The sequence below is a fragment of the Microbacterium sp. MDV22-iso44 genome (assembly GCF_058629135.1).
Genome location: NZ_JBZVWS010000001.1, coordinates 793,169 through 815,915, shown reverse-complemented (window position 1 = coordinate 815,915; position 22,747 = coordinate 793,169). Strand labels below are relative to the sequence as shown.

Genomic DNA, 22,747 nt, shown 5'->3' with positions numbered 1-22,747 from the left:
CTCAGGGAGCCGGCGGGGTGGTCTCGGTCGGGTCGGGGGATGCCGGCGGCTCCGTCTCGGGCGGCGGCGGCGTGATCTGACGGCAGTCGACGCTGACGGTGATCGGATCGAGCGCGCGGAGGGCGCCGGTCCACCCGAGGGTGTACTCGACACGCTGCGGGCCGAGGTCTCCGTTGATCACGGTCTTCCGCACCGTCGCGACGTCGGTGCCGATGTTCCGCGGGAACCAGTCCGACACCTCTTCGTCCGACCGGCACCGCGGCACGTCGTCCGTGGCCACGTACACCGGCCAACCCGCGCTTCCGCGTGCCGCGACGATGGGTGTCCGGTCGGAGCACTCACCGACGACGCCGAGGAAGGTGTCGCACCACTCCGCGGTCCACCGGTCGTCGGGCCTGTTGGGGCGCGGCTCGAAGGAGTCCCGAAGCTGATCATTCAGTCGGTACCGCAGCGTCGCTCCCTCGAACGGCGGCCGGCCGGGGTCGCTGGCCGCGCTCGCCGCGTACGTGAACCCGGAGGCCTGATCCCCGCGTGGCGTCGTCGACACCGTGTAGGTCATCGGCTCGGGCGCGGCGACGTTCCCGGTCGGGCGGGCGGTGATCGCGTCGGAGGTCACGCCGAAGCCGTCCTGGCCGTCGAAGGTGCTCGTCGCGCAGACGTAGACCGTCTTGCGTTCGAACGCGCGCGCCGCGAAGGTGCGTCGGGCGTCCCGCGAGTCCGGGCTGCACTCCGCGGCGGACACCTCGCTGAAGCCGAACAGCGCCACGGTGCCGGCGCTCTCGGCCGTCACCCGTGCGGTCACCGTCAGCGAGTCCGTCGTGGTCGTCTGCGAGAGCTCGATACTCGGGGCACCGACGCCGTGGGCGCGGAGCTCGAGTGATCGCCCCTCGGTGGACCCTCCGGCGATGGGCGGGAGGTCGAATTCCGTCAGCGGCGTCGCCGTCAGCGTCTTCGGGTCGTTCGAGCCGACTCGGTAGCCGGTGAAGGTGGCGGTCCCGCCGCGGACGGCCTGCGTCGCGCTTCCGGCGACTCCGCCGGCCAGGCGGACGCTGCCGGTCGTGTCGTCGAGCCCGGTCACGGTGACGGTCGCTACTCCGCCGTCGCGTCCGTTCGGGACCGGCGTGAACGTGGCGGCGGCGGGGCGGGAGGGCGGACGGTAGGCCCACGCGGTCGTCCGCACGGTGCCGCGCGAGGCGCCCACCTCGTTGACCGCACGCGCCTCGTAGACGCGCTGTTCGCCCACCGGGGCGGAGATCGGCGCGCACACCCCGGAGGCCGGGCAGGTGGCGACCTCGCGTCCTCCCGTCGTGATGCGGTACCCCTCGACGCCCGGGTAGGAACCGGCATCCGAGGTCACCCGCAGGGTCACGGCGTCGTCGGTGTACGAGGTCCACTCGAGGCGGGTGGGGCTCGCCGGCAGACCGCGCAGGTCGAGGACGACGGAGCCGTTGCGATCGCCGCTCGACTGGCGCCCCTGCGCGTCCTCGACGACGAAGGTGCCCGCGCAGCGCGCCGCGCCCTCGGCATCCGTACTCCAGCTCGCTCGGACGGTGCGGTCGCCGGCGGGGGAGAACCGGACGCCGTCGCAGTTGCCGGCGCTCGACGCAGCCACGACCCGGAGCGGCGTGCCGGGGAGCGGGTTGACCTCGCCGTCGGCTCCGACGACCTCGATCGTGCACGAGGACTGCCCGTCCGACTGCGAGCAGGTCTTCACCGCGGATCCGCCGCGGGGAAGCGACGAGGGGGAGGGGCCGACCGTGAGCACGAGGCTCGACGCGCTCGCGTCGGGGTGGCTCGGCAGCGACACCGTCACCTCCTCCTCACGTCCGGGACGGGCCTCGTCGACGGCGGTGACGGTCAGGGCGGCGCCGTCGGCGGTCACCTCGAACTGGTTGCCGGAGTAGGCGACGTCGAAGCGGAGGGCGTCCTCGTCGGCGACGCCGGCCCATCGCACCATCCGGGTGAGGTCGTACGTCTGCGTCTGGCCCGGACGGACGCCGAGCGACGCGCTCCGCAGCGACGGCTGCGGCGTCTCGGCCTCGACGGCGACAGCGAGCGTCAGATAGGTGGGCTCGTCCTGGCCGGCCAGGCGTGCCGCCACGATGCACGAATCGGACCAGGGGGCGCCCTTCCCCGCGGTGTATCGGATGACGGTGCCCGACACGACACGGCAGGTGGCGTCCTTGCGCGCACCGCCGGCCTTGGTGCCGTCGCGGTCGAGGACGAGGGCCCCGTCCTCGGGCAGGACCACGAGGTCGGCGACGTCCGCTTCGACGCTCTCGCCCTCGGCGACGCGGAGCTGCTCGACGCCGGCGCGGAGGGTGAGGCGGATCTCGTCCGTCCCCGGCACGCGCAGGAACCCGTACGTCGTCACCTCGCTGCCGTCGTAGGCGGTGCCGCTGACCTCGAACGGGATGAGGCGGGTGCGCGTCGGCAGCTCGCCCGAGATCCTCCGCCCCGACACCTCGAGGTCGCCGGGGTCGCCCCAGAGCCGCAGGGTGAGCCCGGCGACGTCGCCGGCATCCCACGCGACATGGCCGGTCAGCACGTCGACGCCGGTCGTGAACCGGTCGCGGTCCTCGATCGTCAGCACCGTGTCCGAGACGACCGGATGATCGGGCACCGGGTCACGGACGACCTTGACGACGAGGAGACCGATTGCGGTGTCGCCGTCCGCGTTGGAGACCTCGTACGAGTACGAGAAGGTGCCGAGGGCGGTGCCCGCCGTGACCGTCACCGCGCCGTCGTCGACGCTCACCCGGCCGGCCAGCGCCGCGTACTCGGGGCTGTCCGCGGGGGCGTTCGGGACGACGTCGCCGAGTTCCAAGGGACTGCCGAAAGGATCGACGTCGTTGTCCGCGGGCCGGACGACGACCGTGCTCTCGGCGCCCGCCTGCACCTGCACGTAGTCGCTGAAGGTCACCGGGCTCGGGTCGCTCTGACGGGCGATGACGCCGACGCGCACCTCGCCGACGCCCGTCCGGCCCCGGGCATCCTTCACCTGGTAGCCGAAGCGCACCTGACCCGAGACGCCCTCGCGACTCGTGTAGACGATCGATTGGCCGTCGGCCGAGATGGTCGCCGATCCCTCGGCGGGCTGGGTCGTGATGGCGTCGAGCGACACGTCGTCGCCGTCGGGGTCGACGGCGAACCGGTCGAAGCCGATCGTGACGGACTGGCCCGCGACGACCCGCCCGACGAGGGTCCGCGGGACCGGGTCGCGGTTCTCGTCGCCGCCGGTGACGGTGACGGTCACCCGCGCCGTGTCGGTCACCTCGGGGAAGCCCAACCGGTACACCGTGTACGTCAGCGCGTACGTACCCGCCGCGCGCGGCGCCAGGTAGCGCAGGACGCGTCCCGAGGCGAACGCGAGGCCGCCGCCGGTCTCGTTGACCACCGACGACGGGTCGATCGCGATGAGGGCCCCGGTGGGCGTGTGGTCGTTGTCGAGGACGGGGATGTCGACCTGGGTCCCGCCGCGGACCGTCACGGCGTCGTCGACGGCGATCGGCTGCTCGGCCGAGCCGGCCGGCAGGAGGATGACGGTCAGCTCGCCCTCGGCACCGGCGGCATCCGTCCCGCCGTCGCTCAGGCGGTAGCGCACGACGCCGAGGCGTCCCGGTGTGCCGTCGTCGGTCGTCCCACTGACCCGCAGGAGGCTCTGCCCCACGAGATCGACGCTGAGCGACGCGGTCGGGTCGCTGTCGGGTCGGATGTCGTCGAGGAGCAGCACGAGGCCGGCCGGGTTCGCCGCGGCCGACGCGACGTCGATCGTCGCGTCCTCGCCGGGACGGACGAACGCGGTGAGCGGCGGTGTCGTCACGACGGTGTCCTCGGGTGCGCGGACGGTGACGCGGGCGATGGCGGATGCCTCGCCGACACCGTCTCGCACCGAGTACTGCACGACGTAGGAGCCCGGCTCGTTCGCCACGACGTTCATGCGCAGCGCGGAGGGGTTGGGGGTCGCGCTCACGCGGTCGGCGTCGAGAGCCACGAGCGAGCCGAGCGTGAGGGGTCCCGACGCCCCGGTGACGTAGGGGGTGAGGTCGACGTCGAGCGGCTCGCCGACCACACCGTTCACCGCGAACGACTCGGCCGACAGCTCGGGCGCGGGCGTGACCTGCACCGTCACCGTCTGCGTCGTCGTCGCTCCCCGCGCGTCGGAGACGACCACCGCGACCGGGATGCCGGCGGCGTCCGTCGCGCTCGGATCGGGATGCTGGTAGGTGAATTCGCCCTCCGGCGACGTCGTCGCGGTCCCCACCGCGGGGGCTCCGTCGATGCCGGAGAGGTAGACGGGGTCGCCGTCGGGGTCGACCCAGCCCCGGAGCAGGTCGGCCGAGACCGTGCCGCCGGGGGCGACCGAGAGCGTGGGCCAGGTGGCGAGGCATCCGGGCACCCCGCACCAGACCGGTGCCGCGTTGTCCTCTTCGGGCACGACGCGCACCGTCACGGTCGCGTACTCCGAGAGGCGCCCGCCGGCCGAAGTGCCGTCGGTGACGCGGTAGCGGAAGGTGGTCGTGCCGGTCGCGTCCGGGGCGACGTCGAGGGCGATCTGCTGCTCGGCGCCGGTGAGCGTCGCCGACCCGAAGGCGGCGTCCACCCCGTCGAATCCGCCCGCGTCGATGCTGAGGACGTCCTCGTTGGGGTCGTGATCGTTGAGGAGGACGGGCAGGAGCGCCACGGAACCGGCGCGCACCCCGAACTCGTCGTCGATCGCGACGGGCGGCTTGGGGTCGAGCACCCGTTCGACGGGGTCGTCGGTGTCGGGGACGGCCTCGCTCGTGTCCTCGACGCGCCACTGCTGCGAAGAGGGGATGAGCGCACCGTCGGGGACACGCCAGACCCAGCCGGATCCGCGGTCGTTCAGCGCCAGGCGCGACCCGTTGCCGACGAACACGGGATCGACGCCGTCGCCGATGTCGGCGCCGGCGTAGTCCAGAGGCGTGCTCTGCGTCGGGGCTGCGCTCGACCACAGCGTCCCGCCGCCGGTGCCGTCGCCGAGCCACGCAGCCGAGACCGCCCCGCCGGAGGGAGTCGGCACGGCCGGTGTGCCGAGCCCGGGGGATTCGAGCGGCCGATCCGCGGCGCCGGAGTCGAGCGGCACGCGCGTGATCCCGGTCGGATCGGCGATGACGGCCGCGTCCCCGCTCGTCGCGGCCCGTTGCAGCAGCGCCCCGGTCGCCGGCGTCGTCGACACGACGTCGTCCCGATCCGCCACGGCGACGTCACCCGTCGCGACGTCGTAGAGCACCCAGCGACCGCCGACCGCGCTCAGCTGCGCGTCGACGGGGGCGATCGGGGTCGGATCCTGACCGAGGATGCGCCCCGTGGCCGCTTCGGCCCGGACGACGACCTTCTCGGGCGCCGAGTAGGCGTACACGACGCCGTCGGCGTCGACGGCGACCGCGGATGCCGAGAAGCGGGGACCCTGCTCGTTCGCGTCCCGGTCCGCGTCGGCGTACGGATCGATCGGCGAGACCGCGCCGCCGCTGGACAGGGTCGCGCCGAAGACGCCGCCGCCCTCGGTCCGGTAGGCGATCGCGTCGCCCGCCGAGACGATGTCGACCGTTCCGGCCGGTGTGGGGGAGGAGGCGTCCTCATCCTCGCCGGTGAGGTCGGCGGGTTGGGCGAGGTCGACGTCGGAGTAGGCCGAGCCGCCCTCGCTGAAGACGAACAGCCGGTCGGCGGTCTGCGCCACCTGCGTCCCGTTGACCACCTGCTTGACGGTGTCGACCTCGCCGAGGTCGAGGTTGACCCGGGCGTACCCGCTCCCGGCGCCGGTCTGCAGCGCCCAGACCGTCGGATCGTCGACGGGCGTCTGCTGCGCGTCGTATCCCGGCCAGACGGCCGCGAGGGTGCCGACGACCGCGACGACGGCGGTGACCGCACCCACGCCGATCCACGTGGACCGGCGGATGCGGGGTCGCTCCCGGGGCAGGCCTGCCATTCAGCCCGCTCCGCCGAGGAGGAAGAACGTGGTGGCGGCGCCCGCCAGGGTGAGCGCGACGCCCGCGCCGACGGCGAGGGCGATCACGGCGGTGCGACTCAGCCGCGGCGCGGGCTCGGCGCCCGCGAGGATGGTGCCCTCGTCGGGGCGACGGGGAGGGGCGGACCTGCGACGCGCGGGCCGGGCCGACTCGTACGCGACGCTCGGACGCACCGGACCGCGCAGGCGGTCATCGGCGAAGTCGACGGTCGCCCCGGCTGCGGCCCACTCGTCGACGGCGACTTCGAGGGGAGTGTGGGGGAGCCCCATCCGGTGCTGGATGAGCTGCAGGTCGTGAGCGAAGGCCGCGGCGGACGGATGCCGGGCGGCGGGGTCCCGGCTCAGGGCGCGGGCGAGGACGGCATCCACCTCGGCGGGGACGTCGGGGCGACCGACGGGCGTGTACACCGCTTTGCGGATCCGCGCCTTGAGCTGGTCGCGGGTGTTCTGGCCGCGGCCGGAGCGCTCGAAGGGACTGCGGCCGGCGAGCAGCGAGTACACGGTGGCGCCCAGACTCCAGACCTCGGCCGCGATGGAACCCGAGACCCGCTCGTCGACGATCTCGGGCGCCGACCACGGCACCGACATCGCGAACACCTCCTCGGCATCCGGTCGGGCCTCGACGGCGGCGGCGATGCCGAAATCCGAGAGGACGGGCGACCCGAAGGCGGTGACGAGGATGTTCGACGGCTTGATGTCCCGGTGCAGGAGCCCGGCGCGGTGGGCGGTCTCGAGTGCGGAGCCGATCTTCACCCCGAGCTGCAGCACCTCGGCGACGGGGATCTCCTCGCGCCGGTAGCGGTGGGTGAGCGAGGTCGGGCAGTACTCCATCACGAGGTAGGGGCGTCCGTCGGCCGACACGGATGCCTCGTGGATCGTGAGGATCGAGGGGTGGGCGCTGAGGCGGGCCATGACATCGGCTTCGGCGTTGAACATGCGCAGCACGTTCTCGTCGACGACGTCTTCGAGGAGGACCTTCACGGCCACGGGACGCCGCGGCAGGTTCTGCTCGAACAGGAAGACGTCGGCGAAACCTCCGGCACCCAGCGGACGGACGTACGTGAACCCCGAGAGACCGGGTGGCGTGGACGGAAGCCTGTGGGACACGCGGTCGGTCATCCCGCCGTCGAGGGGTCGAGCACGTCGAACACCGCGGTCACGCCGTCGCCGAGGTCGAGCTCGGTCCCGAGCGGCACCCGCGAGGCCGCGCCGCCGCGCAGGAGCGCCGCGGCTCCCGTCGGCGGGCGCACGATCGTCCCGTTCGTCGAGTCGAGGTCGCGGACCACGAGGGTCGTCCCGTCGAGCACCACTTCGAGGTGCGTGCCCGAGATCTCCTTGTGCGGCGAGGAGACGCGTTCGATGCGCGCACCGGCGTGACCGGCCTGCCGCGGGCCGCGCCCAAGGATCACGGGCCGGTCGAGGGGGACCGTCCGCCCGCCGGGAAGGCGCAGGCCGTAGACCGCCCCGGTTGCGGCGCGACGCGAGCCGAAGAGGGTGCGTTCGTCGGGGAGGTCCCCGCCGTCGTGGCGCTGGTCGTCCTCGCGCAGGAAGTCGGGCAGCTCGAGCTCGTCGTCGTCCTCGAAGAGCCGGGCGAACAGGCTGCGGTCGACCGAGATCGTCTGTAGGACGTCGATCTCCTCGTCGCGGGGAGTCGGAGCGGGCGCTGCGGGTGCGGGCCGGACGGGCGGCGTGATCGTGGGGACGGCGACGGTGACGGGCGCAAGGGTGCCGGGGGGTTCTTCGCCCTCGGCGGCGGGCGTCACCTCGGCGTCGGGCTCGCGGCCCGCGGGGAAGGGGCGCCCCCACGACAGTTCGTCGGCGCGGGTGACCCCGAGCCCGAGGGGCAGCAGGTCGCCGCCCGTCGCGCCGGCGTCGAGGGCGAGACGGATGCCGACGGCCCCCGCGAGCGCCGTCTCGATCCAGGTCCGCGCATCGGCCCCGGACACGCGCGTGCGATCGGAGGTCTCGACGATGGCGGCGCCGCGGACGGCCACGCGCACCGGCTGCGCGTCGTCGTCGGGGAACTCCGCGATCGCGAAGTCGGGCAGGTCGTGGATGCCGCCCGCCACGAGCACGCTCAGGACGTCCTCGAGGACCGCCGTGTCGGCGACGGCCGAGTTCCACAGCCGCGCGATGACACCCTCGGTGACGCCCGATCCGAGGAGGATGGCGAACCGATCGCCGGCGATGGCGTACCCCGACTCGGCGGCGAGCGTCGGGGTGGGGTATCGGAACACGTGCTCAGCCTACTGACGGCGCGCGGTCAGACCCATCCGCGCAGCCAGTTGTGCAGCCAGTAGAACTCGTACGGCACGCGGATGGCGGCCCAGAGGGGGTACCAGAACACCGACAGCGCGACGACGAGCGCCAGGACGAGGAGCACGATCCGGCGCGCGACGATCCGACCCGTCGCATCGATCCGGCCCGGCGAACCCCACAGGGCGCGCAGCGCGAAGGTCAGCGCCAGCACCATGAACGGGAGGATCAGGACCGTGTAGAACTGGAAGATCGTGCGATCGGGGTAGAACAGCCACGGCACGTACGAGGCGCCGACGCCGACGATCACGACGGCTGCGCGCCAGTCGCGGGTGCGGACCCCGTGGACGGCGATCCAGAGGACGGCGAGCACGCCGAGCCACCACAGCAGCGGGTTCGGCATCGAGTACAGGATCTCGATGCACCCGCGGGCGCTCGCGCATCCGTCGACGGTGTTCGCGGTGTTCCCGACGTACATCGAGGTGGGGCGGAGCAGGAGCGGCCACTGCCAGGCGGGGCTCGCGTACGGATGCGTCGAGGTGATCTCGGCCGTCGCCGTGTAGATCGTCTCGTGATAGTGCCAGAGGTTCTGGAAGGGCAGCGGGACCCACGACCAGAAGCCCTGCGCCGGGGTCGCGTCGACGTCGTGACGGCCATACCCGCCGTCGGTGGTCAACCACCCGATCCACGTCGAGAGGTAGACGACGACGGCGACCGGCACGAGCAAGAGGAACGACGCGGCGCCCTGGCGGACGGCATCCGCCGGCCAGAAGTAGACGCCCAGGCGGCGCCGGGCGAGCGCGTCGCTGACGACGACGTACAGGCCGAGCGCCCCGAGGACCCATGCCCCCGACCACTTGACCCCGCACGCCGCACCGCCGGCGATACCCGCGGCGACCAGCCACGGCCGGCCCCACAGGACCGGACCCCACCACGAGACGCGGCCCGCGGCATCCCGTCGGAGCATGGCCCGGGCGAGGCGGTCGAGGTGACGCCGCCGGTCGAGGAGGACGAACCACACCATGAGGAGGACGAAGAACGTGAGCAGGATGTCGAGGATCGCGACCCGGCTCATGACGATCGCGAGCCCGTCGATCGCCATCAGCCCCGCCGCGACCGTGCTGAACGCGATCGACCGGGTCAGCTGCCACGCGATCAGATAGAGGACGAGGACGGCGAGGGTGCCCGCGAGGGCCACGGCGAAGCGCCAGCCGAACGACGAGGTCGGGCCGAACAGGGCCATGCCCGCACCGATGAGGTACTTGCCGAGCGGCGGATGCACCGCGAAGCTCGGCTCCCGCGTGTAGATGCCGGTCTCACCGTCGGCGAAGCGCTGGTCGGCGCCGTCTGGCCACGTGGCGGCGTAGCCGAGGTTCCACTGACTCCAGGCATCCTTCACGTAGTACGTCTCGTCGAAGACGATCGCGTGCGGGTGGCCGACGTTCCACACCCGCAGGATGCCGGCGAGCAGCGTCACGAGCAGGGGGGCGAGCCAGCGGGCCGCCGGATGACGGAGGATCCGGCCGCGCCAGGCATCGATGCGGACGTCGAGGCGGGGCCGCAGCGGGGCCGCGGGCAGCAACGGTTCCGCGGTCGAGCTCACGGCGACCAGCCTATGCTGGGGCGGTGCTGATCCTCGCCGCGACCCCGATCGGAAATCTGGGCGACGCGACCGGGCGCCTGCGCACCGCCCTCGAGGACGCGACGATCGTCGCCGCCGAGGACACCCGCACCACCCAGCGCCTGCTGCAGGCCCTCGGCATCGAGAATCGGCCGCGCCTCATCGCCCTGCACGACCACAACGAGAAGCAGCGCGCCGCGGAGCTCGTCGCGCTCGCCGCGACCGAGGACGTCCTGCTGCTGAGCGACGCCGGGATGCCGACGGTCAGCGACCCCGGCTATGCGGTCGTCGCGGCCGCCGTCGAGCAGGGCGTGGACGTGACGGCGCTCCCGGGTCCGAGCGCCGTGATCACCGCGCTCGCCCTCGCGGGCCTCCCGACGGACCGCTTCACGTTCGAGGGTTTCGCGCCCCGCAAGGCGGGGGAGCGGCGGACGGTCTTCGGCGCCTTGGCCTCCGAGGCGCGCACCATGGTCTTCTTCGAGGCGCCGTCCCGCCTCGCCGACACGCTCGCCGCGATGGCCGAGGCGTTCGGGGTGGACCGTCGCGCGGCCGTCTGCCGCGAGCTGACGAAGCTGCACGAGGAGGTCGTCCGCGGCCCGCTCGGCGAGCTGGCGGAGTGGGCCGCCCAGGGCGTCCGCGGCGAGATCGTCGTCGTCGTCGAGGGGGCGAGCGTCCGTGCCGTCAGTGAGGACGACGCCGTCGCCCAGGTGCAGGCGCTCGTAGCCTCCGGCATCCGATTGAAGGATGCCGCCGGCGAGGTCTCGCGAGAGACCGGACTGCCCTCGCGAGACCTCTACCGTGCCGCCGTCGCGGCGAAGAAGCCGCTCAGCCCTTGACCGAGCCGGCCGTCAAGCCGCCGACGATGTAGCGCTGCAGCGACAGGAACAGTGCCAGCACGGGGATCGAGGCGAGGATGGCCCCGGCGGCGAACAGACCCCAGTTGCTGGCGAGCTGGTTCGAGACCCACTGGAACATGCCGACGGCGAGGGTCCAGTTGTCCTCCGAGACGAGGACGATCTTCGCGATGATGTAGTCGCCGAATGCCGCGATGAAGGCGAGGAGGCCGACGACGGCGAGGATCGGGGTCACGAGCGGCATGATGAGGCGCCAGAAGATCTGGGCGTGGGTGGCGCCGTCGATCTTGGCCGACTCGTCGATCTCCATCGGGATCGTGTTGAAGAAGCCGTACATGAGGAACGTGTTCACGCCCAGCGCGCCACCGAGGTACACGCAGATGAGAGCGATCTTCGAGTTGAGCCCGAGGACCGGGAACACCTCGCCGAGGGTCAGCAGCATCAGGAAGATCGCGACGAACGCGAGCGCCTGCGGGAACATCTGGACGATCAGGAGCGCCGTCAGGCTGATCCGCCGGCCGGAGAACCGGAATCGCGAGAAGGCGTAAGCAGCCGCCGCGCCCATGAGGACCGCTCCCGCCGCGGACGCGCCGCCGACGAGGAGCGTGTTGCCGTACCAGGCCCAGTAGCTCGTGTCGGCGAGGGCGGCGTAGTTGCCGATGTCGATGACGGAGAACAACGCGTTCGCCGCCGACAAGGTGCCGTTCGGATTGAACGACGCCGACAGGACGTACACGAGCGGGAACATCGCGTAGAAGAGGAGCCCCGCGGCGATCAGGTACTTCCAGCCGACCTCGAGCACCCAGCGCTTGCGCTGCGCGGGACGCAGGGCGGCGGTGCGAGTCGCGGACGAACCGGTCGTGATCGTCGCGGTGGTCGCGGCGGGGGAGGGAGCGGACATCACTGGTACTCCTCGAGCTTCTTGGTCTGACGGAATGCGAGCGCCGACACGGCGCCCACCACGACGAACACGAGGATCGACAGGGCGCTCGCGAGGCCGTAGTCGGCCTTGCCCCCCGAGACTCCGGAGATGTCGTAGATCGCCGAGATGAGGATGTCGGTGTACCCGAGTGCATACGGTGCGCCGGGGATCGCGGGCCCGCCGGCGTTGAACATGTAGATGATCGTGAAGTTGTTGAAGCTGAACGCGAAGGAGGAGATCAGCAGCGGCGCCGTCGACACGAGCACGAGCGGCAGGATGATCGCCCGCAGCTGGCGGAACCGGCCCGCCCCGTCGATCGACGCCGCCTCGAGGGCATCCTGCGGAAGGGCCTGCAGGGCGCCGGTGCACACGAGGAAGTAGTACGGGTAGGTGAGCCAGACGTTCACGAAGAGCACCGCGCCGCGCGCGAGCCACGGATCCCCGAGCCAGTCGATGTTCGCGCCGCCGAAGAAGAGTTCGTTGATGACGCCGAACTCCGCGTTGAACATGCCGCGGAACAGCAGTGCGGACATGAACGCCGGGAACGCGTACGGGAGGATGAACAGGGTCCGGAGGATCTTCCGGCCGCGCACCCGCGGGTCGTTGAAGATGAGCGCGAAGACGAGCCCCATCGCGAACGGGATGAGGACCGACAGCACCGCCCAGACGAAGGTCCAGCCGGTGACGAGTCCCAGCGTCTCGAGGATCGTCGGGTCGGTGAACAGCTTCACGAAGTTGTCGAAGCCCACGTTCACGACCCACCCGGTGGGGAGTGTCGTCCCGTCGTCGGCGACGAAGTTGCCGGTGGGGCTCGCGGTGTAGACGAGACCCGTCGCACTGTCGGTGATCGTCTGCGTCTCGGCATCCCAGGTCATCGTGGACTGGTACACCGCGCCGCTGGACCCGTCGCGAGTGCGGATCGAGCCGTCGTTGGGATCGTCCGAGACGGGGACGCGGAGGTCGATGACGGCCTGCTGCGTCGCCTGGTCGCCGATGATCTGGTTGCGAGGGACGACGGACCAGCCGGGGACCTCGGTCGCGGCGCCCGAGGCAGGAGCGGGTCCGACCGCGCTGAGCGGGTCGTCGGCGGAGCCCGCCAGCAGCTGGCCGTCCTCGACGACGGCGAAGCCGAGGTCGCCGCCGCGTTCGACGACGGTGAGGGGGAGGGTGGGAGCGCCCTCGACGCGGCGCTCACCCTGGGCGAGCGAGGCGGCGACGGCCTGGTCCTGCGACCCGATGTGGCCGGCGCCGTAGTTCGTGAAGGCGATGTACCCCGTGTACAGGAAGATGAACACCTGGAACACGAGCAGGAACGACAGCCCCGGCAGCAGGTACTTCAGCGGGAGCGCCCGCTTGGTGAAGTAGACGACGTCGGCTGCGAGGAGCAGGGCGACGGCGACGGCGAACACGATCCAGGACTGCGCCTGGAACGCGGCGATGATGCCCATCAGGCCCACCGCGTTGATGAGGCCCATCAGCACCAGCTTGACCAGGAACCCCCAGCCGAGGCCTGACCAGCGCCGGGCGTGGGACTCCGCGGCCGGCGGCGCGTCTTCCGGCAGGGTGGGGCTCTGCAGAGCCGTCATGTCGTCTCCCTCTCGAGGAAAGTGGTCTCCGGGGGCGAGGCGTCGCAGCCCCGCCCCCGGAAGCGTGTCAGCCGATGGTCTTCTCGAGGTCGGCGACCATCTTGGTCCAGGTCCCCTTCGGGTCCGCACCCTTGATGACCTGCACCTGAGCGGCGTTCCAGAGGTCCCAGACCGAACCCATCTCGGGGATGCTCGGCATGGGCACACCGTTCTTCGCCGAGGCGGCGAAGCCGGCGATCACGGGGTCGGACGAGACCTCCTCGGCCAGGTCGGACCAGGCCGGGATGCGCGGGTCAGCCTCATAGAGGGCCTTCTGCGCTTCGTAGGTGGCGAGGTACTTGGTGACGAACTCCTGCGCGACGAGGGCGTTCGCGCTCTGGGCGCTGATGTAGAAGCCCTGCACGCCGACGAACGGGGATGCCGTCTCGCCGCCGGCCGACGGGATCGGGTTCACCTTGATCTTCGCGCCCTGATCGGTCAGCGCCTTGACGGCCCAGGGGCCCTGGATCGTGTAGGCGGCCTTACCCGAGGCGAAGAGCTCGTTGTTGGTGTCGTAGTCGATCGTGGTCGAGATCTCGCCCGAGCCCTTCTCGCCGTGCTCACCGAGCCACGTGGCGAAGGCGGTGCCGGGCTCGCCGCCCATGCCGACGTCCTTCGTGTACGAGCCCGACGAGTCCTGCACGAACACCGGCGCACCGAACGAGGTCTGGAGGCCGTACATCGTGTACGCGTCGCCCTTCGAGGTCTCGGTGTTGATGACGAACGGACGCTCGGCGCCCGACTCCTTGCCCGCCGCGATCATGTCGTCGAAGGTCGCGGGTGCGTCCTCGCCGACGAGGTCGGTGTTCTGGACGAGTGCGACACTCTCGAGCGAGTAGGGCAGGCCGTAGGTCTGGCCGTCGTACGTGAACGCGTCGGTCGCGACCTTCTCGAACTTGGAGGCGTTCTCGCCGAGGTCCACGGTCGCCACGACGCCCGCCTGCACGAAACCGCCGAGCCAGTCGTGCGCGCCGATCGTGATGTCGGGCCCCTCGCCCGTGGGCACCTGGTTGGTGAAGTCGTTGCGGATGTCACCGAAGTTCTTCTGGACGAGATCGATCTTCGCGCCGGTCTCCTCCTCGAACGTCTTCGCGGCGGCCGTGATGGCGGGCTCGCGGTTCTCGTCGGTCCAGACGGTGAGGGTCACGCCGCTTGCGTCGATCGGAGCCGCTGACTCCGACTGTGCCGGGGTGGTGGTGCTGCTGCCGCCGGCGCAACCGGCCAGCAGGAGGGAGCCCGCCGCCAATGCGGCGATGCCGATACCCATCTTGCGCATGGATCTTCCTTCCGGGTGTGGTCGATCCGGCGGGCCTCTGGCGAGGTCGCGCCGTCACGACCGGTGTGTGATCGTCGCGGCCGGGTGGCTGCGACGGCTTCTCTCTCAGTGCGTTCGACGGTGTCCCGTCGCGAGTCGATCGGTCATCGATCGCCCCGGTGGGCTGTGTGCGCCAGGCGGACGACGGCGACGTCGCCTCCTGCCAGCACCAGCGTGTCCCGGACGTCGGCCTGCGTGAGCAGGTCGGTTCCGGTGGTCGTGAGCGACACCTGTTCGGTGCCGTGGTTGATCGCGACGAGGTAGTCGGAGTCGGCTCCTCGGCGCACGATCGTCTCCACGCCGTCAGGCGTGCCGGGCACGTCGACACCCGCGTCGGCGTAGACCTCGCGCATGATCGCGCGGAGGCCGTCGGCATCCGGTCGGGTGCTGATGTACCAGCCGACACCGTCACCGTGGACGTTCCGCGTCACGGCGGGACGGCCCTCGGCGGGCCCGGCGGTGTAGGTCGCGCGGACGTCGGCGGTGGTGAGGACGAGATCCTCCTGCCAGATGTCGGCGGCGAAGACGTGGTCGTCGACGCGGATGCCGGTGACGTGTCCTTCGCGCAGGGGCAGGTGCTCCTCGACGCGGACGCCGAGCGCATCCGCCAGCACGGCGCCGTAGCCGCCGGGGTGGACGGCATCGTTCTCGTCGACGACGGCGGAGAAGAACGAGACAACGAGGGTGCCGCCCTGCGCGACGTAGGCGGTGAGGTTCGCGGCATCCGCTGCGGTCAGCAGGTACTGCGACGGGACGACGACGAGACGGTAGCGCGAGAGGTCGTGCCCGGGGAGGGCGAAGTCGACGGTGATGTCGTCGCGCCAGAGCCGCTCGTAGAAAGCCCTGATGCGCTCGTCGTGGCTGACATCCTCGGACGGGCGCCACTCGAGGTCCTGCGCCCAGAACGACTCGAAGTCCCACAGGACGGCGACGTCGGCCTCGACGCGCGAGCCCTGTACCTCGGCCAGACGGCCGAGCTTCGCTCCGAGGTCCACGACCTCGCGGAAGACACGCGACTCGGTACCGGCGTGCGGCAGCATCGCGGAGTGGAACTTCTCGGCGCCGGAGCGTCCCGCGCGCCACTGGAAGAAGAGGATGCCGTCGGCTCCGCGCCCGAGGTGGCTCAGCGAGTTCCGCGTCATCTCACCGGGGCGCTTGGCGACGTTGCGCGGCTGCCAGTTGACGGCGGAGGTGGAGTGCTCCATGAGGATCCAGGGCTTGCCGGCTCCGACGGAGCGGCTGAGATCGGCGGCGATCGCGAGGCCGATCTCGCCCTCCTCGTCGGCCGCCCACAGATAGTGGTCGTCCGAGACGATGTCGACCTCGTCCGCCCAGGCCCAGAGGTCGACGCCATGGTGCTGGTTGGCCATGAAGTTCGTCGTGATGGGCTGCGAGGCGTGCTCACGGATCGCGGCCTTCTCGATGCGGAAGCACTCCCGCAGCATCTCGTCCGTGAACCGCGCCCAATCGAGCTTCTGCGCGGGGTTGATGGTCGACGGGGCGGCGGCGGGTGCGCCGACGTGGTCCCACTCCTCGTAGTGCTGCCCCCAGAACGCGGTGCCCCATGCGGCGTTGAGGCCGGCGATCTCGCCGTACTTCGCCTGCAGCCAGAGACGCCAGGCCCGGACGGAGTGCGGGGAGAAGTCCTCGCCGACGGGCACGCCGTACTCGTTGTGGATGTGCCACAGCACGACGGCCGGGTGATCGCCGTAGCGCTCGGCGAGAGCGCCGGCGATGCGGGCGATCGCTGCGCGGTACTCGGGCGCCGAGTGCGAGACCATGCCGCGGGCGCCGAAGCCCATCGGCACGCCGTCCTTCGTGACGGTGCGGGCCTCGGGGTACTGCGCGAAGAACCACGCCGGGGGGGAGGCGGTCGGGGTGCCGAGGTCGACGGCGATGCCGTTCTCGTGGAGGAGGGCGATGATGTCGTCGAGCCACGCGAAGTCGAACTCGCCCTCGCGGATCTCGAGGAGACCCCACGAGAAGATGCCGATGCTCACCATGGTGACGCCGGCCTCGCGCATGAGGCGCACGTCCTCGTCCCACACCTCGCGGGGCCACTGCTCCGGGTTGTAGTCACCGCCGTAGGCGATGCCGTCCAGGTGCGGCCAAGCGGGGGTCGTCATGGTGCGAGAGCCATCCTCATCGATCGGGCTCCGTCCCCGTCGCGCCTCCGAGAGGCGGCTGGGACCGGTAACAGGTTCGTCACGGAGTCTATGCGGGATGCCGCGGCCAGACCGGCCCCCGTTACCGGATTGTGACCGGTCCCAGTCCCCGTCCGGGCGGAGGGCGCCCGGGGTATAGAGTCGGCGCGTGGTCCTCCCCTCCGAGCGCAGGCGTCCCACCATCCGCGACGTCGCGGAGGTCGCGGGCGTCTCGCACGGCACCGTCTCGCGGGTCATCAACGGCGGTCGCTGGGTGTCGGAGGAGTCCCGCCTCGCGGTCGAAGCCGCCATCCAGGCCACGGGCTACACCGTCAGTCATGCCGCGCGGGCGCTCGCCACGGGCCGGGCGAACTCGGTCGCGTTCCTCCTGACGGAGCCGCAGCACCTCCTGTTCGCCGACCCCACCTTCGCGTTGCTGCTGCGCGGCGCGACCGAAGCCCTCGCCGCTCGGGACATGACCCTCGTGCTGCTCATCGCGGAGCACCCCTCGCAGTACGCCAACATCGAGCGGTACGTCCGCGCGGGGCACGTCGACGGCGTGCTCCTCATCTCGTCGCACGAGTCCAACCCGCTCCTCGCCTCCCTGACGGCGGCCGGGGTGCCGACGGTGTGTTCGGGGGTCCCGCTCGGGGACCGTGCCCACGTCCCGACGGTGTCGGTCGACGAGGAGGGGTCGGCACGGGAGATGACCCGCCACCTCCTCGACCGCGGATACGAGCGCATCGCCGTCATCACGGGACCCGACGACACTCCGGGCGGTCGCTACCGGCTGGTGGGGTTCCGCGAGGAGATGGGCGAGAAGTTCGACCCGGCCCTCGTGGAGCAGGACGTCTACTCCAGCGTCGCAGGCGAGGCCGCCATGACCCGTCTCCTCGGGCGCGCTCCCGACATCGACGCGGTGTTCGCGGCGTCCGACGTCATGGCCGTGGGCGCGATCGCCGCTCTCCGCAAGGCCGGACGGCGCGTGCCCGAGGACGTCGCGGTCGCGGGATTCGACGACTCGGGACTCGCGGCGACGACCGACCCGCCGCTCACCACGATGCGTCAGCCGTGGACCGAGATCTCGCGCCGGATGGTCGAGGTCCTCCTCGACGTCGTCGACGGGGGCGCCGGCGGATCGATCGTGCTGCCCACGACGCTCGTGCCGCGCGCGAGCGCCTGAGCCTCTGAGGGCGAGCACCCGTCATGAACGACGGCCGGTGCCGCGCCGCCCGTAGAATCTCCAGGTGACTTCCGGCGGCTCCTTCTACATCACCACCCCCATCTACTACCCGAGCGATCTGCCCCACATCGGGCACGGGTACACGTCGGTGGCGGTGGACGCTCTCGCGCGCTGGCACCGCCAGTCGGGGGACGACACCTGGATGCTCACCGGCACCGACGAGCACGGGCAGAAGATGCTCCGGGCCGCGACCGCGAACGGCGTCACGCCGCAGCAGTGGGTCGACAAGCTCGTCGAGGAGTCGTGGTTCCCGCTCCTGCGGACCCTCGACGTCGCCAACGACGACTTCATCCGCACGACGCAGCCCCGCCACGAGGAGCGCGTGAAGACCTTCGTGCAGGCGCTCTACGACAGCGGCTACATCTACGCGGGCGAGTACGAGGCGCTGTACTGCGTCGGCTGCGAGGAGTTCAAGCCCGAGGCCGAGATCGTCGACGGCACCGGACCGTTTGAGGGCCTCAAGGTGTGCGCGATCCACTCGAAGCCGCTCGAGCTCCTGCAGGAGAAGAACTACTTCTTCAAGCTCAGCGAGTTCCAGGACCGGCTCCTCGAGCTCTACAAGACACAGCCCGACTTCGTGCGTCCGGACTCGGCGCGCAACGAGGTCGTCTCGTTCGTCCGATCGGGCCTCAAGGACCTGTCGATCTCGCGCTCCGCGTTCGACTGGGGCATCCGCGTGCCGTGGGACGACTCGCACGTCATCTACGTGTGGGTCGACGCGCTGCTGAACTACGCGACCGCCGTCGGGTACGGCGACGACCCCGAGCAGTTCGAGCGCCGCTGGCCGGCCTACCATGTGGTCGGCAAGGACATCCTGCGCTTCCACGCCGTCATCTGGCCCGCCATGCTGATGGCCGCAGGGCTCGAGGTCCCGAAGGGGATCTTCGCGCACGGCTGGCTGCTCGTCGGCGGCGAGAAGATGTCGAAGTCGAAGCTCACGGGCATCGCGCCGACCGAGATCACCGATGTCTTCGGATCGGATGCCTACCGCTACTACTTCCTCTCGGCGATCGCCTTCGGCCAGGACGGCTCGTTCTCGTGGGAGGACCTCTCGGCGCGCTATCAGGCCGAGCTCGCGAACGGATTCGGCAACCTCGCCTCGCGCACCGTCGCCATGATCGGCCGGTACTTCGACGGCGTCGTGCCGACCGCCGGCGACCCCACCGAGATCGACCTCCGGGTGCAGCGCACGGTGGCGGAAGCCGCGACCGCTGCGGATGCCGCGATGACCGCGTTCCGCCCCGACGAGGCCATCGCCGCCATCTGGCGGATCGTCGACGACCTCAACGGGTACATCACCGAGAACGAGCCGTGGGCGCTCGCCAAGGACGAGGCGAAGCGCGAACGGCTGTCGACCGTGCTCTACACGGCCGCCGAAGGGCTCCGCGCGCTCGCGGTCCTGCTGTCGCCGGTCATGCCGCAGTCGACTGCGACGCTCTGGGATGCCCTGGGCGCCCCCGGCGAGCTCACCGCGCAGCCGCTCCGCGAGGCGGGCACGTGGGGCCAGCTCCCCGCGGGCAGCCGGGTGAAGACCCTCGCGCCGCTGTTCCCGCGCGTCGAGCAGACGGCATGACGACCGACCCGACCGACCCCAGCGGCTACGTCCGCCAGCGCGAGCAATCCGCCCGGGACGTGCGCTGGCCGGACGCCCCGGAGCCCCTTCCGGTCGCCGTCTACGACAACCACGCGCACCTCGAGATCGAAGACGGTGACGAGCCGCGCGGTCTCGACGAACAGCTCTCCCGCGCGGCCGCGGTCGGCGTGATCGGCGTGGTCCAGGCGGGCGGCGACATCGACTCCTCCCGCTGGTCCGCGTGGGCCGCGGCATCCCACCCCGCCGTGCTCGCCGCGGTCGCCATCCACCCGAACGAAGCGCCCGCCTACAAGCAGGCCGGCCGTCTCGACGAGGCGATCGCCGTCATCGACGAGCTCGCGGCCCAGCCGCGCGTGCGGGCCGTGGGCGAGACGGGTCTCGACTTCTTCCGGACGGACGAGAGCGGCATCCCCGCGCAGATCGAGAGCTTCGAGGCGCACATCGACATCGCCAAGCGCCACGGCATCGCGATGCAGATCCACGACCGCGACGCCCACGGGGCGGTCCTCGAGACCCTCGAGCGCGTCGGCGCCCCGGAGCGGACCGTCTTCCACTGCTTCTCGGGCGACGCCGACATGGCGCGCTACACCGCCGAGCGCGGGTACTGGCTGAGCTTCGCCGGCAACGTGACGTTCAAGAATGCTCAGAACCTCCGCGACGCCCTTGCGGTGACCCCGCGCGAGCGGATCCTTGTCGAGACCGACGCGCCCTTCCTGACGCCGACGCCCCACCGCGGACGCCCCAACGCGCCGTACCTGGTGCCTGTCACGGTGCGCTTCATGGCGGCCGAGCTGGGGATGCCGGTCGACGAGTTCTGCGCGCAGCTCGCGCAGAACACGCTCGAGGTCTACGGGGCTTTCAGCGACTGAGCCCGCTTCGGCCGAGGCTTCCGCCTCGAGTCGATCGTGAGGGGCGGCCGAGTCGTCGACCCCGGCACGAGTTCCCAGGGCAGGTCGACGACCCGTGGTGCGTCGTCGAGGAGTGCCGCGGGCAACGTCTCGAACATCGCCTCGGCGGCGAGGTCCGGGCGGATGCAGACGTGCGTCACGCCGAGCCTGCGGTTGACCGCGCAGTCGGTCGTGCAGAGGGCGACGAGCTGCACGTCGCGGGGGATGACGAGGCGCATCTCCTCGAGCTGCAGGTACACGTCGGGGCCGTCCTCCGCGCCCGCGAAGATCGCGTCGGCGCCGTCGGCGAGGGCGTCCGTGAGCAGGCGCGGGAGGGTGCGGCGGGACGCATCCACCGCCCGGACGAGGGGCTCGCGCCCGCGGACCGAGCTCCAGATCTCGTAGGCGGCCCGGCCGATCTCGTCTCGAGGCTGTCGGCCGTCCTCGGTGAGGAAGACGATGCGCTGGGCGCCCGCCCGCTCGAGCTCGTCGAGCCCCGCCCGGACGGCCGCGTCGTAGCCCGTGCGGATGCTGAGACCCCGCGAGCCGTCGACGAACTGGTCGTCCGCGACGATCGGGATGCCGCGGGCGATCGCCGCGTGCAGCAGGGGCTGGTTGCCGCGGGCGTCGGGGACGTAGAGCGCGTCGAGGGTCGTCCCCGAGATGAGGTCGGGGTTCGAGTCCGAGAGGACTGTGACCGTGAACCCGTGCTCCGCTGAGGCGCGGACGAGCGAGATGAGCTTGCGGGCACGCTGGAGCTCGCCGCGTCGATCGCTCTCAGGGTCGTCGACCATGACGAAACCGACGGTCATGGTCCGCCCGCTCCGGAGTGCGGCCGCGTGACGGTTCGGGACGTAGCCGAGTTCGGCGGCGAGCGCCTTGATCCGCTCGCGCGTCTCGGGGCGCATGCTGCCGCGGTCGTTGAGCGCCTGGCTGATGGCCGCCGTCGACACGCCGGCGGCGCGCGCGATGTCCTTCAGCGTGACGCTCGGACTCACGGCTGTTCGCCCTCGTCCGGGGAGATGCCCTCGCGGGTGCCCGGCAGCACCGTGCGGATCGCGTCGGCCCAGTCGGCACCCGCCCCCGACGACGCGAGCGTGTGACCGCGGGCGATGAGCTGGTGGAGGAGAACGCCGGAGAAGTGGCGGAGGGCCGTCTCGACCTCGGGGGAGTCGCCACGGCGACGGGCGCGGGTGAGCTCCTCGTCGAGGACACCGTGGACGAATCCGCGGAGGTCGACGACCGACGGCGCGACCTCGTGGACCCGTCGGGCCGCGGCGTGGCGCTGGGCCGCGGCCTGGACGATCTCGCGCGCCTGACCGACGGTCTCGGCCTCGTCGACGGGGGCGTGCAGGCGGATCGTCTCGAGGTCGAGGAGCTCGACACCGGGGAGGAGCGCCACCTCGGGGTCGACGTTGCGGGGGAGGCCGAGGTCGATGACGACCTGCGCCGCCGTGCTGCCGGCGCGGGCGGTCGCGTGCGAGAAGGCTTCGAGGGCGAACGTGTCGGTCGTCGCGGTGCAGGTCACGACGACATCGGCGGCGGCGGCCTCGGCCGCGTAGTCGTCGACGCTCACGTGGACGAGGTGCTCGCGGTTCGCGAAGCGCTGACGACCCGACCGGGAGTGGACGCGGATGTCGGTGGCCCCGACCGCGCGGAGGGCGGCGAGTGCAGCGGCGGCGTAACGACCCGTGCCGACGAGCAGGACGCGGGCGGTGTCCCAGTCGACGCGGGAGCTCACCAGGTCGACCGCGAGACGGACGAGCGAGCGGCCGGATTCACCCAGCCGCGTCGTGTTCTTCACGGCGCGGGATGTCTCGGTGGCGCGCTGGAAGAGGTGCTCGAGGGGAGCGGTGGTCAGTCCGCGCCCGCGGGCCGCCTCGAGCGCGCGGCGCACCTGGCCGGCGATCTCGTCCTCGCCGACGGCGACCGAGTCGAGGCCGGAGGCGACGGTGAAGAGGTGATGGGCGACCTGATTGCCGTGGGCGAAGTCGACGTTCTCGCGGAGAGCCCGGTAGTCCATGTCGGCGGCGCCGGCGATGGCCTCCATCGCGGCATCCATCGCGGGGACGGGGGAGGCGAGGTCGGGCTCCTCGGCGAGGTCGAAGTAGGCCTCGAAGCGGTTGCAGGTGGCGAGGACCACGGCGCCGCGCACCGAGTCGTGGACCGCGGACAGACGCTCTGCGAGGTCGTCGCCGACCGTCGAGAGCCGCTCGAGCGAGTCGAACGGTGTGGAGCGCTGATGCGCGGTCAGGCAGACGAGCACGGTGCGGAGAACCCCCTTGGATCGCGACTAG

14 protein-coding genes are annotated in these 22,747 nt (G+C 71.6%); 4 read left to right on the top strand and 10 right to left on the bottom strand.

What is annotated here, in order from left to right:
• Position 1: 1 nt before the first annotated feature.
• The 4 genes from AC4NN1_RS04005 to AC4NN1_RS03990 are packed head-to-tail and all read right to left on the bottom strand — an operon-like array spanning position 2 to position 9,848.
• Entirely contained in the window at positions 2-5,950 is a 5,949-nt protein-coding gene (locus AC4NN1_RS04005) for an Ig-like domain-containing protein (protein ID WP_491954596.1), read from the bottom strand.
• Positions 5,951-7,108, bottom strand: coding sequence for a serine/threonine-protein kinase (locus tag AC4NN1_RS04000; RefSeq protein WP_116228856.1), 1,158 nt, complete (start codon positions 7,106-7,108; stop codon positions 5,951-5,953). It lies immediately after the preceding gene.
• Positions 7,105-8,226: an FHA domain-containing protein gene (locus tag AC4NN1_RS03995; RefSeq protein ID WP_491954595.1), complete on the bottom strand. Its 1,122-nt coding sequence runs from the start codon at positions 8,224-8,226 to the stop codon at positions 7,105-7,107. Before AC4NN1_RS03995 ends, AC4NN1_RS04000 begins: the two co-directional genes overlap by 4 nt.
• Before the next feature lie 26 nt (positions 8,227-8,252).
• Positions 8,253-9,848, bottom strand: a complete 1,596-nt coding sequence (locus AC4NN1_RS03990; RefSeq protein WP_491954594.1) for a dolichyl-phosphate-mannose--protein mannosyltransferase — start codon at positions 9,846-9,848, stop codon at positions 8,253-8,255.
• A gap of 23 nt (positions 9,849-9,871) precedes the next feature.
• Here AC4NN1_RS03990 and rsmI point away from each other — a divergent pair, with 23 nt between their 5' ends.
• Positions 9,872-10,702 (top strand): 16S rRNA (cytidine(1402)-2'-O)-methyltransferase, encoded by an 831-nt coding sequence (gene rsmI, locus AC4NN1_RS03985; protein WP_116228859.1) that lies wholly within the window; start codon positions 9,872-9,874, stop codon positions 10,700-10,702.
• On the opposite strand, the gene AC4NN1_RS03980 is transcribed toward rsmI, so the two are convergent.
• The 4 genes from AC4NN1_RS03980 to AC4NN1_RS03965 form a co-directional block, all read right to left on the bottom strand.
• Positions 10,692-11,621: a sugar ABC transporter permease gene (locus tag AC4NN1_RS03980; protein ID WP_018188397.1), complete on the bottom strand. Its 930-nt coding sequence runs from the start codon at positions 11,619-11,621 to the stop codon at positions 10,692-10,694. The two genes, rsmI and AC4NN1_RS03980, sit on opposite strands and share 11 nt — an antisense overlap.
• Positions 11,621-13,228 carry an ABC transporter permease subunit gene (locus AC4NN1_RS03975; protein WP_491954593.1) on the bottom strand — a complete coding sequence of 536 codons (1,608 nt, stop codon included), beginning with the start codon at positions 13,226-13,228 and terminating at the stop codon, positions 11,621-11,623. Before AC4NN1_RS03975 ends, AC4NN1_RS03980 begins: the two co-directional genes overlap by 1 nt.
• Positions 13,229-13,295: 67 nt before the next feature.
• Positions 13,296-14,543 carry a sugar ABC transporter substrate-binding protein gene (locus AC4NN1_RS03970; RefSeq protein ID WP_336123987.1) on the bottom strand — a complete coding sequence of 416 codons (1,248 nt, stop codon included), beginning with the start codon at positions 14,541-14,543 and terminating at the stop codon, positions 13,296-13,298.
• A gap of 143 nt (positions 14,544-14,686) precedes the next feature.
• Positions 14,687-16,708: a beta-galactosidase gene (locus tag AC4NN1_RS03965; protein WP_491954592.1), complete on the bottom strand. Its 2,022-nt coding sequence runs from the start codon at positions 16,706-16,708 to the stop codon at positions 14,687-14,689.
• Between the two features lie 187 nt (positions 16,709-16,895).
• On the opposite strand from AC4NN1_RS03965, the gene AC4NN1_RS03960 reads away from it, so the two are divergent.
• The 3 genes from AC4NN1_RS03960 (at position 16,896) to AC4NN1_RS03950 (ending at position 20,432) form a co-directional block, all read left to right on the top strand.
• Positions 16,896-17,909, top strand: a complete 1,014-nt coding sequence (locus AC4NN1_RS03960) for a LacI family DNA-binding transcriptional regulator (protein ID WP_018188393.1) — start codon at positions 16,896-16,898, stop codon at positions 17,907-17,909.
• A gap of 64 nt (positions 17,910-17,973) precedes the next feature.
• Positions 17,974-19,542: a methionine--tRNA ligase gene (metG, locus tag AC4NN1_RS03955; RefSeq protein WP_491954591.1), complete on the top strand. Its 1,569-nt coding sequence runs from the start codon at positions 17,974-17,976 to the stop codon at positions 19,540-19,542.
• Entirely contained in the window at positions 19,539-20,432 is an 894-nt protein-coding gene (locus AC4NN1_RS03950) for a TatD family hydrolase (protein ID WP_491954590.1), read from the top strand. The genes metG and AC4NN1_RS03950 overlap by 4 nt, the downstream gene beginning before the upstream one ends.
• On the opposite strand, the gene AC4NN1_RS03945 is transcribed toward AC4NN1_RS03950, so the two are convergent.
• Both AC4NN1_RS03945 and AC4NN1_RS03940 read right to left on the bottom strand, forming a co-directional pair.
• Complete coding sequence (locus AC4NN1_RS03945) at positions 20,411-21,448, bottom strand: LacI family DNA-binding transcriptional regulator (protein ID WP_020097018.1); 1,038 nt, start codon at positions 21,446-21,448, stop codon at positions 20,411-20,413. The genes AC4NN1_RS03950 and AC4NN1_RS03945 overlap by 22 nt on opposite strands.
• Positions 21,445-22,716, bottom strand: a complete 1,272-nt coding sequence (locus AC4NN1_RS03940) for a glutamyl-tRNA reductase (RefSeq protein ID WP_018188389.1) — start codon at positions 22,714-22,716, stop codon at positions 21,445-21,447. The genes AC4NN1_RS03945 and AC4NN1_RS03940 overlap by 4 nt, the downstream gene beginning before the upstream one ends.
• Between the last annotated feature and the right edge of the window lie 31 nt (positions 22,717-22,747).

Excerpts from the sequence above, each read along its gene's own strand:
- AC4NN1_RS04000 (WP_116228856.1), bottom strand. The coding sequence starts at position 7,108 with ATGACCGACCGCGTGTCCCACAGGCTTCCGTCCACGCCACCCGGTCTC.
- AC4NN1_RS04005 (WP_491954596.1), bottom strand. The coding sequence starts at position 5,950 with ATGGCAGGCCTGCCCCGGGAGCGACCCCGCATCCGCCGGTCCACGTGG.
- AC4NN1_RS03975 (WP_491954593.1), bottom strand. The coding sequence starts at position 13,228 with ATGACGGCTCTGCAGAGCCCCACCCTGCCGGAAGACGCGCCGCCGGCC.
- AC4NN1_RS03980 (WP_018188397.1), bottom strand. The coding sequence starts at position 11,621 with ATGTCCGCTCCCTCCCCCGCCGCGACCACCGCGACGATCACGACCGGT.
- AC4NN1_RS03970 (WP_336123987.1), bottom strand. The coding sequence starts at position 14,543 with ATGCGCAAGATGGGTATCGGCATCGCCGCATTGGCGGCGGGCTCCCTC.
- AC4NN1_RS03950 (WP_491954590.1), top strand. The coding sequence starts at position 19,539 with ATGACGACCGACCCGACCGACCCCAGCGGCTACGTCCGCCAGCGCGAG.
- AC4NN1_RS03965 (WP_491954592.1), bottom strand. The coding sequence starts at position 16,708 with ATGACGACCCCCGCTTGGCCGCACCTGGACGGCATCGCCTACGGCGGT.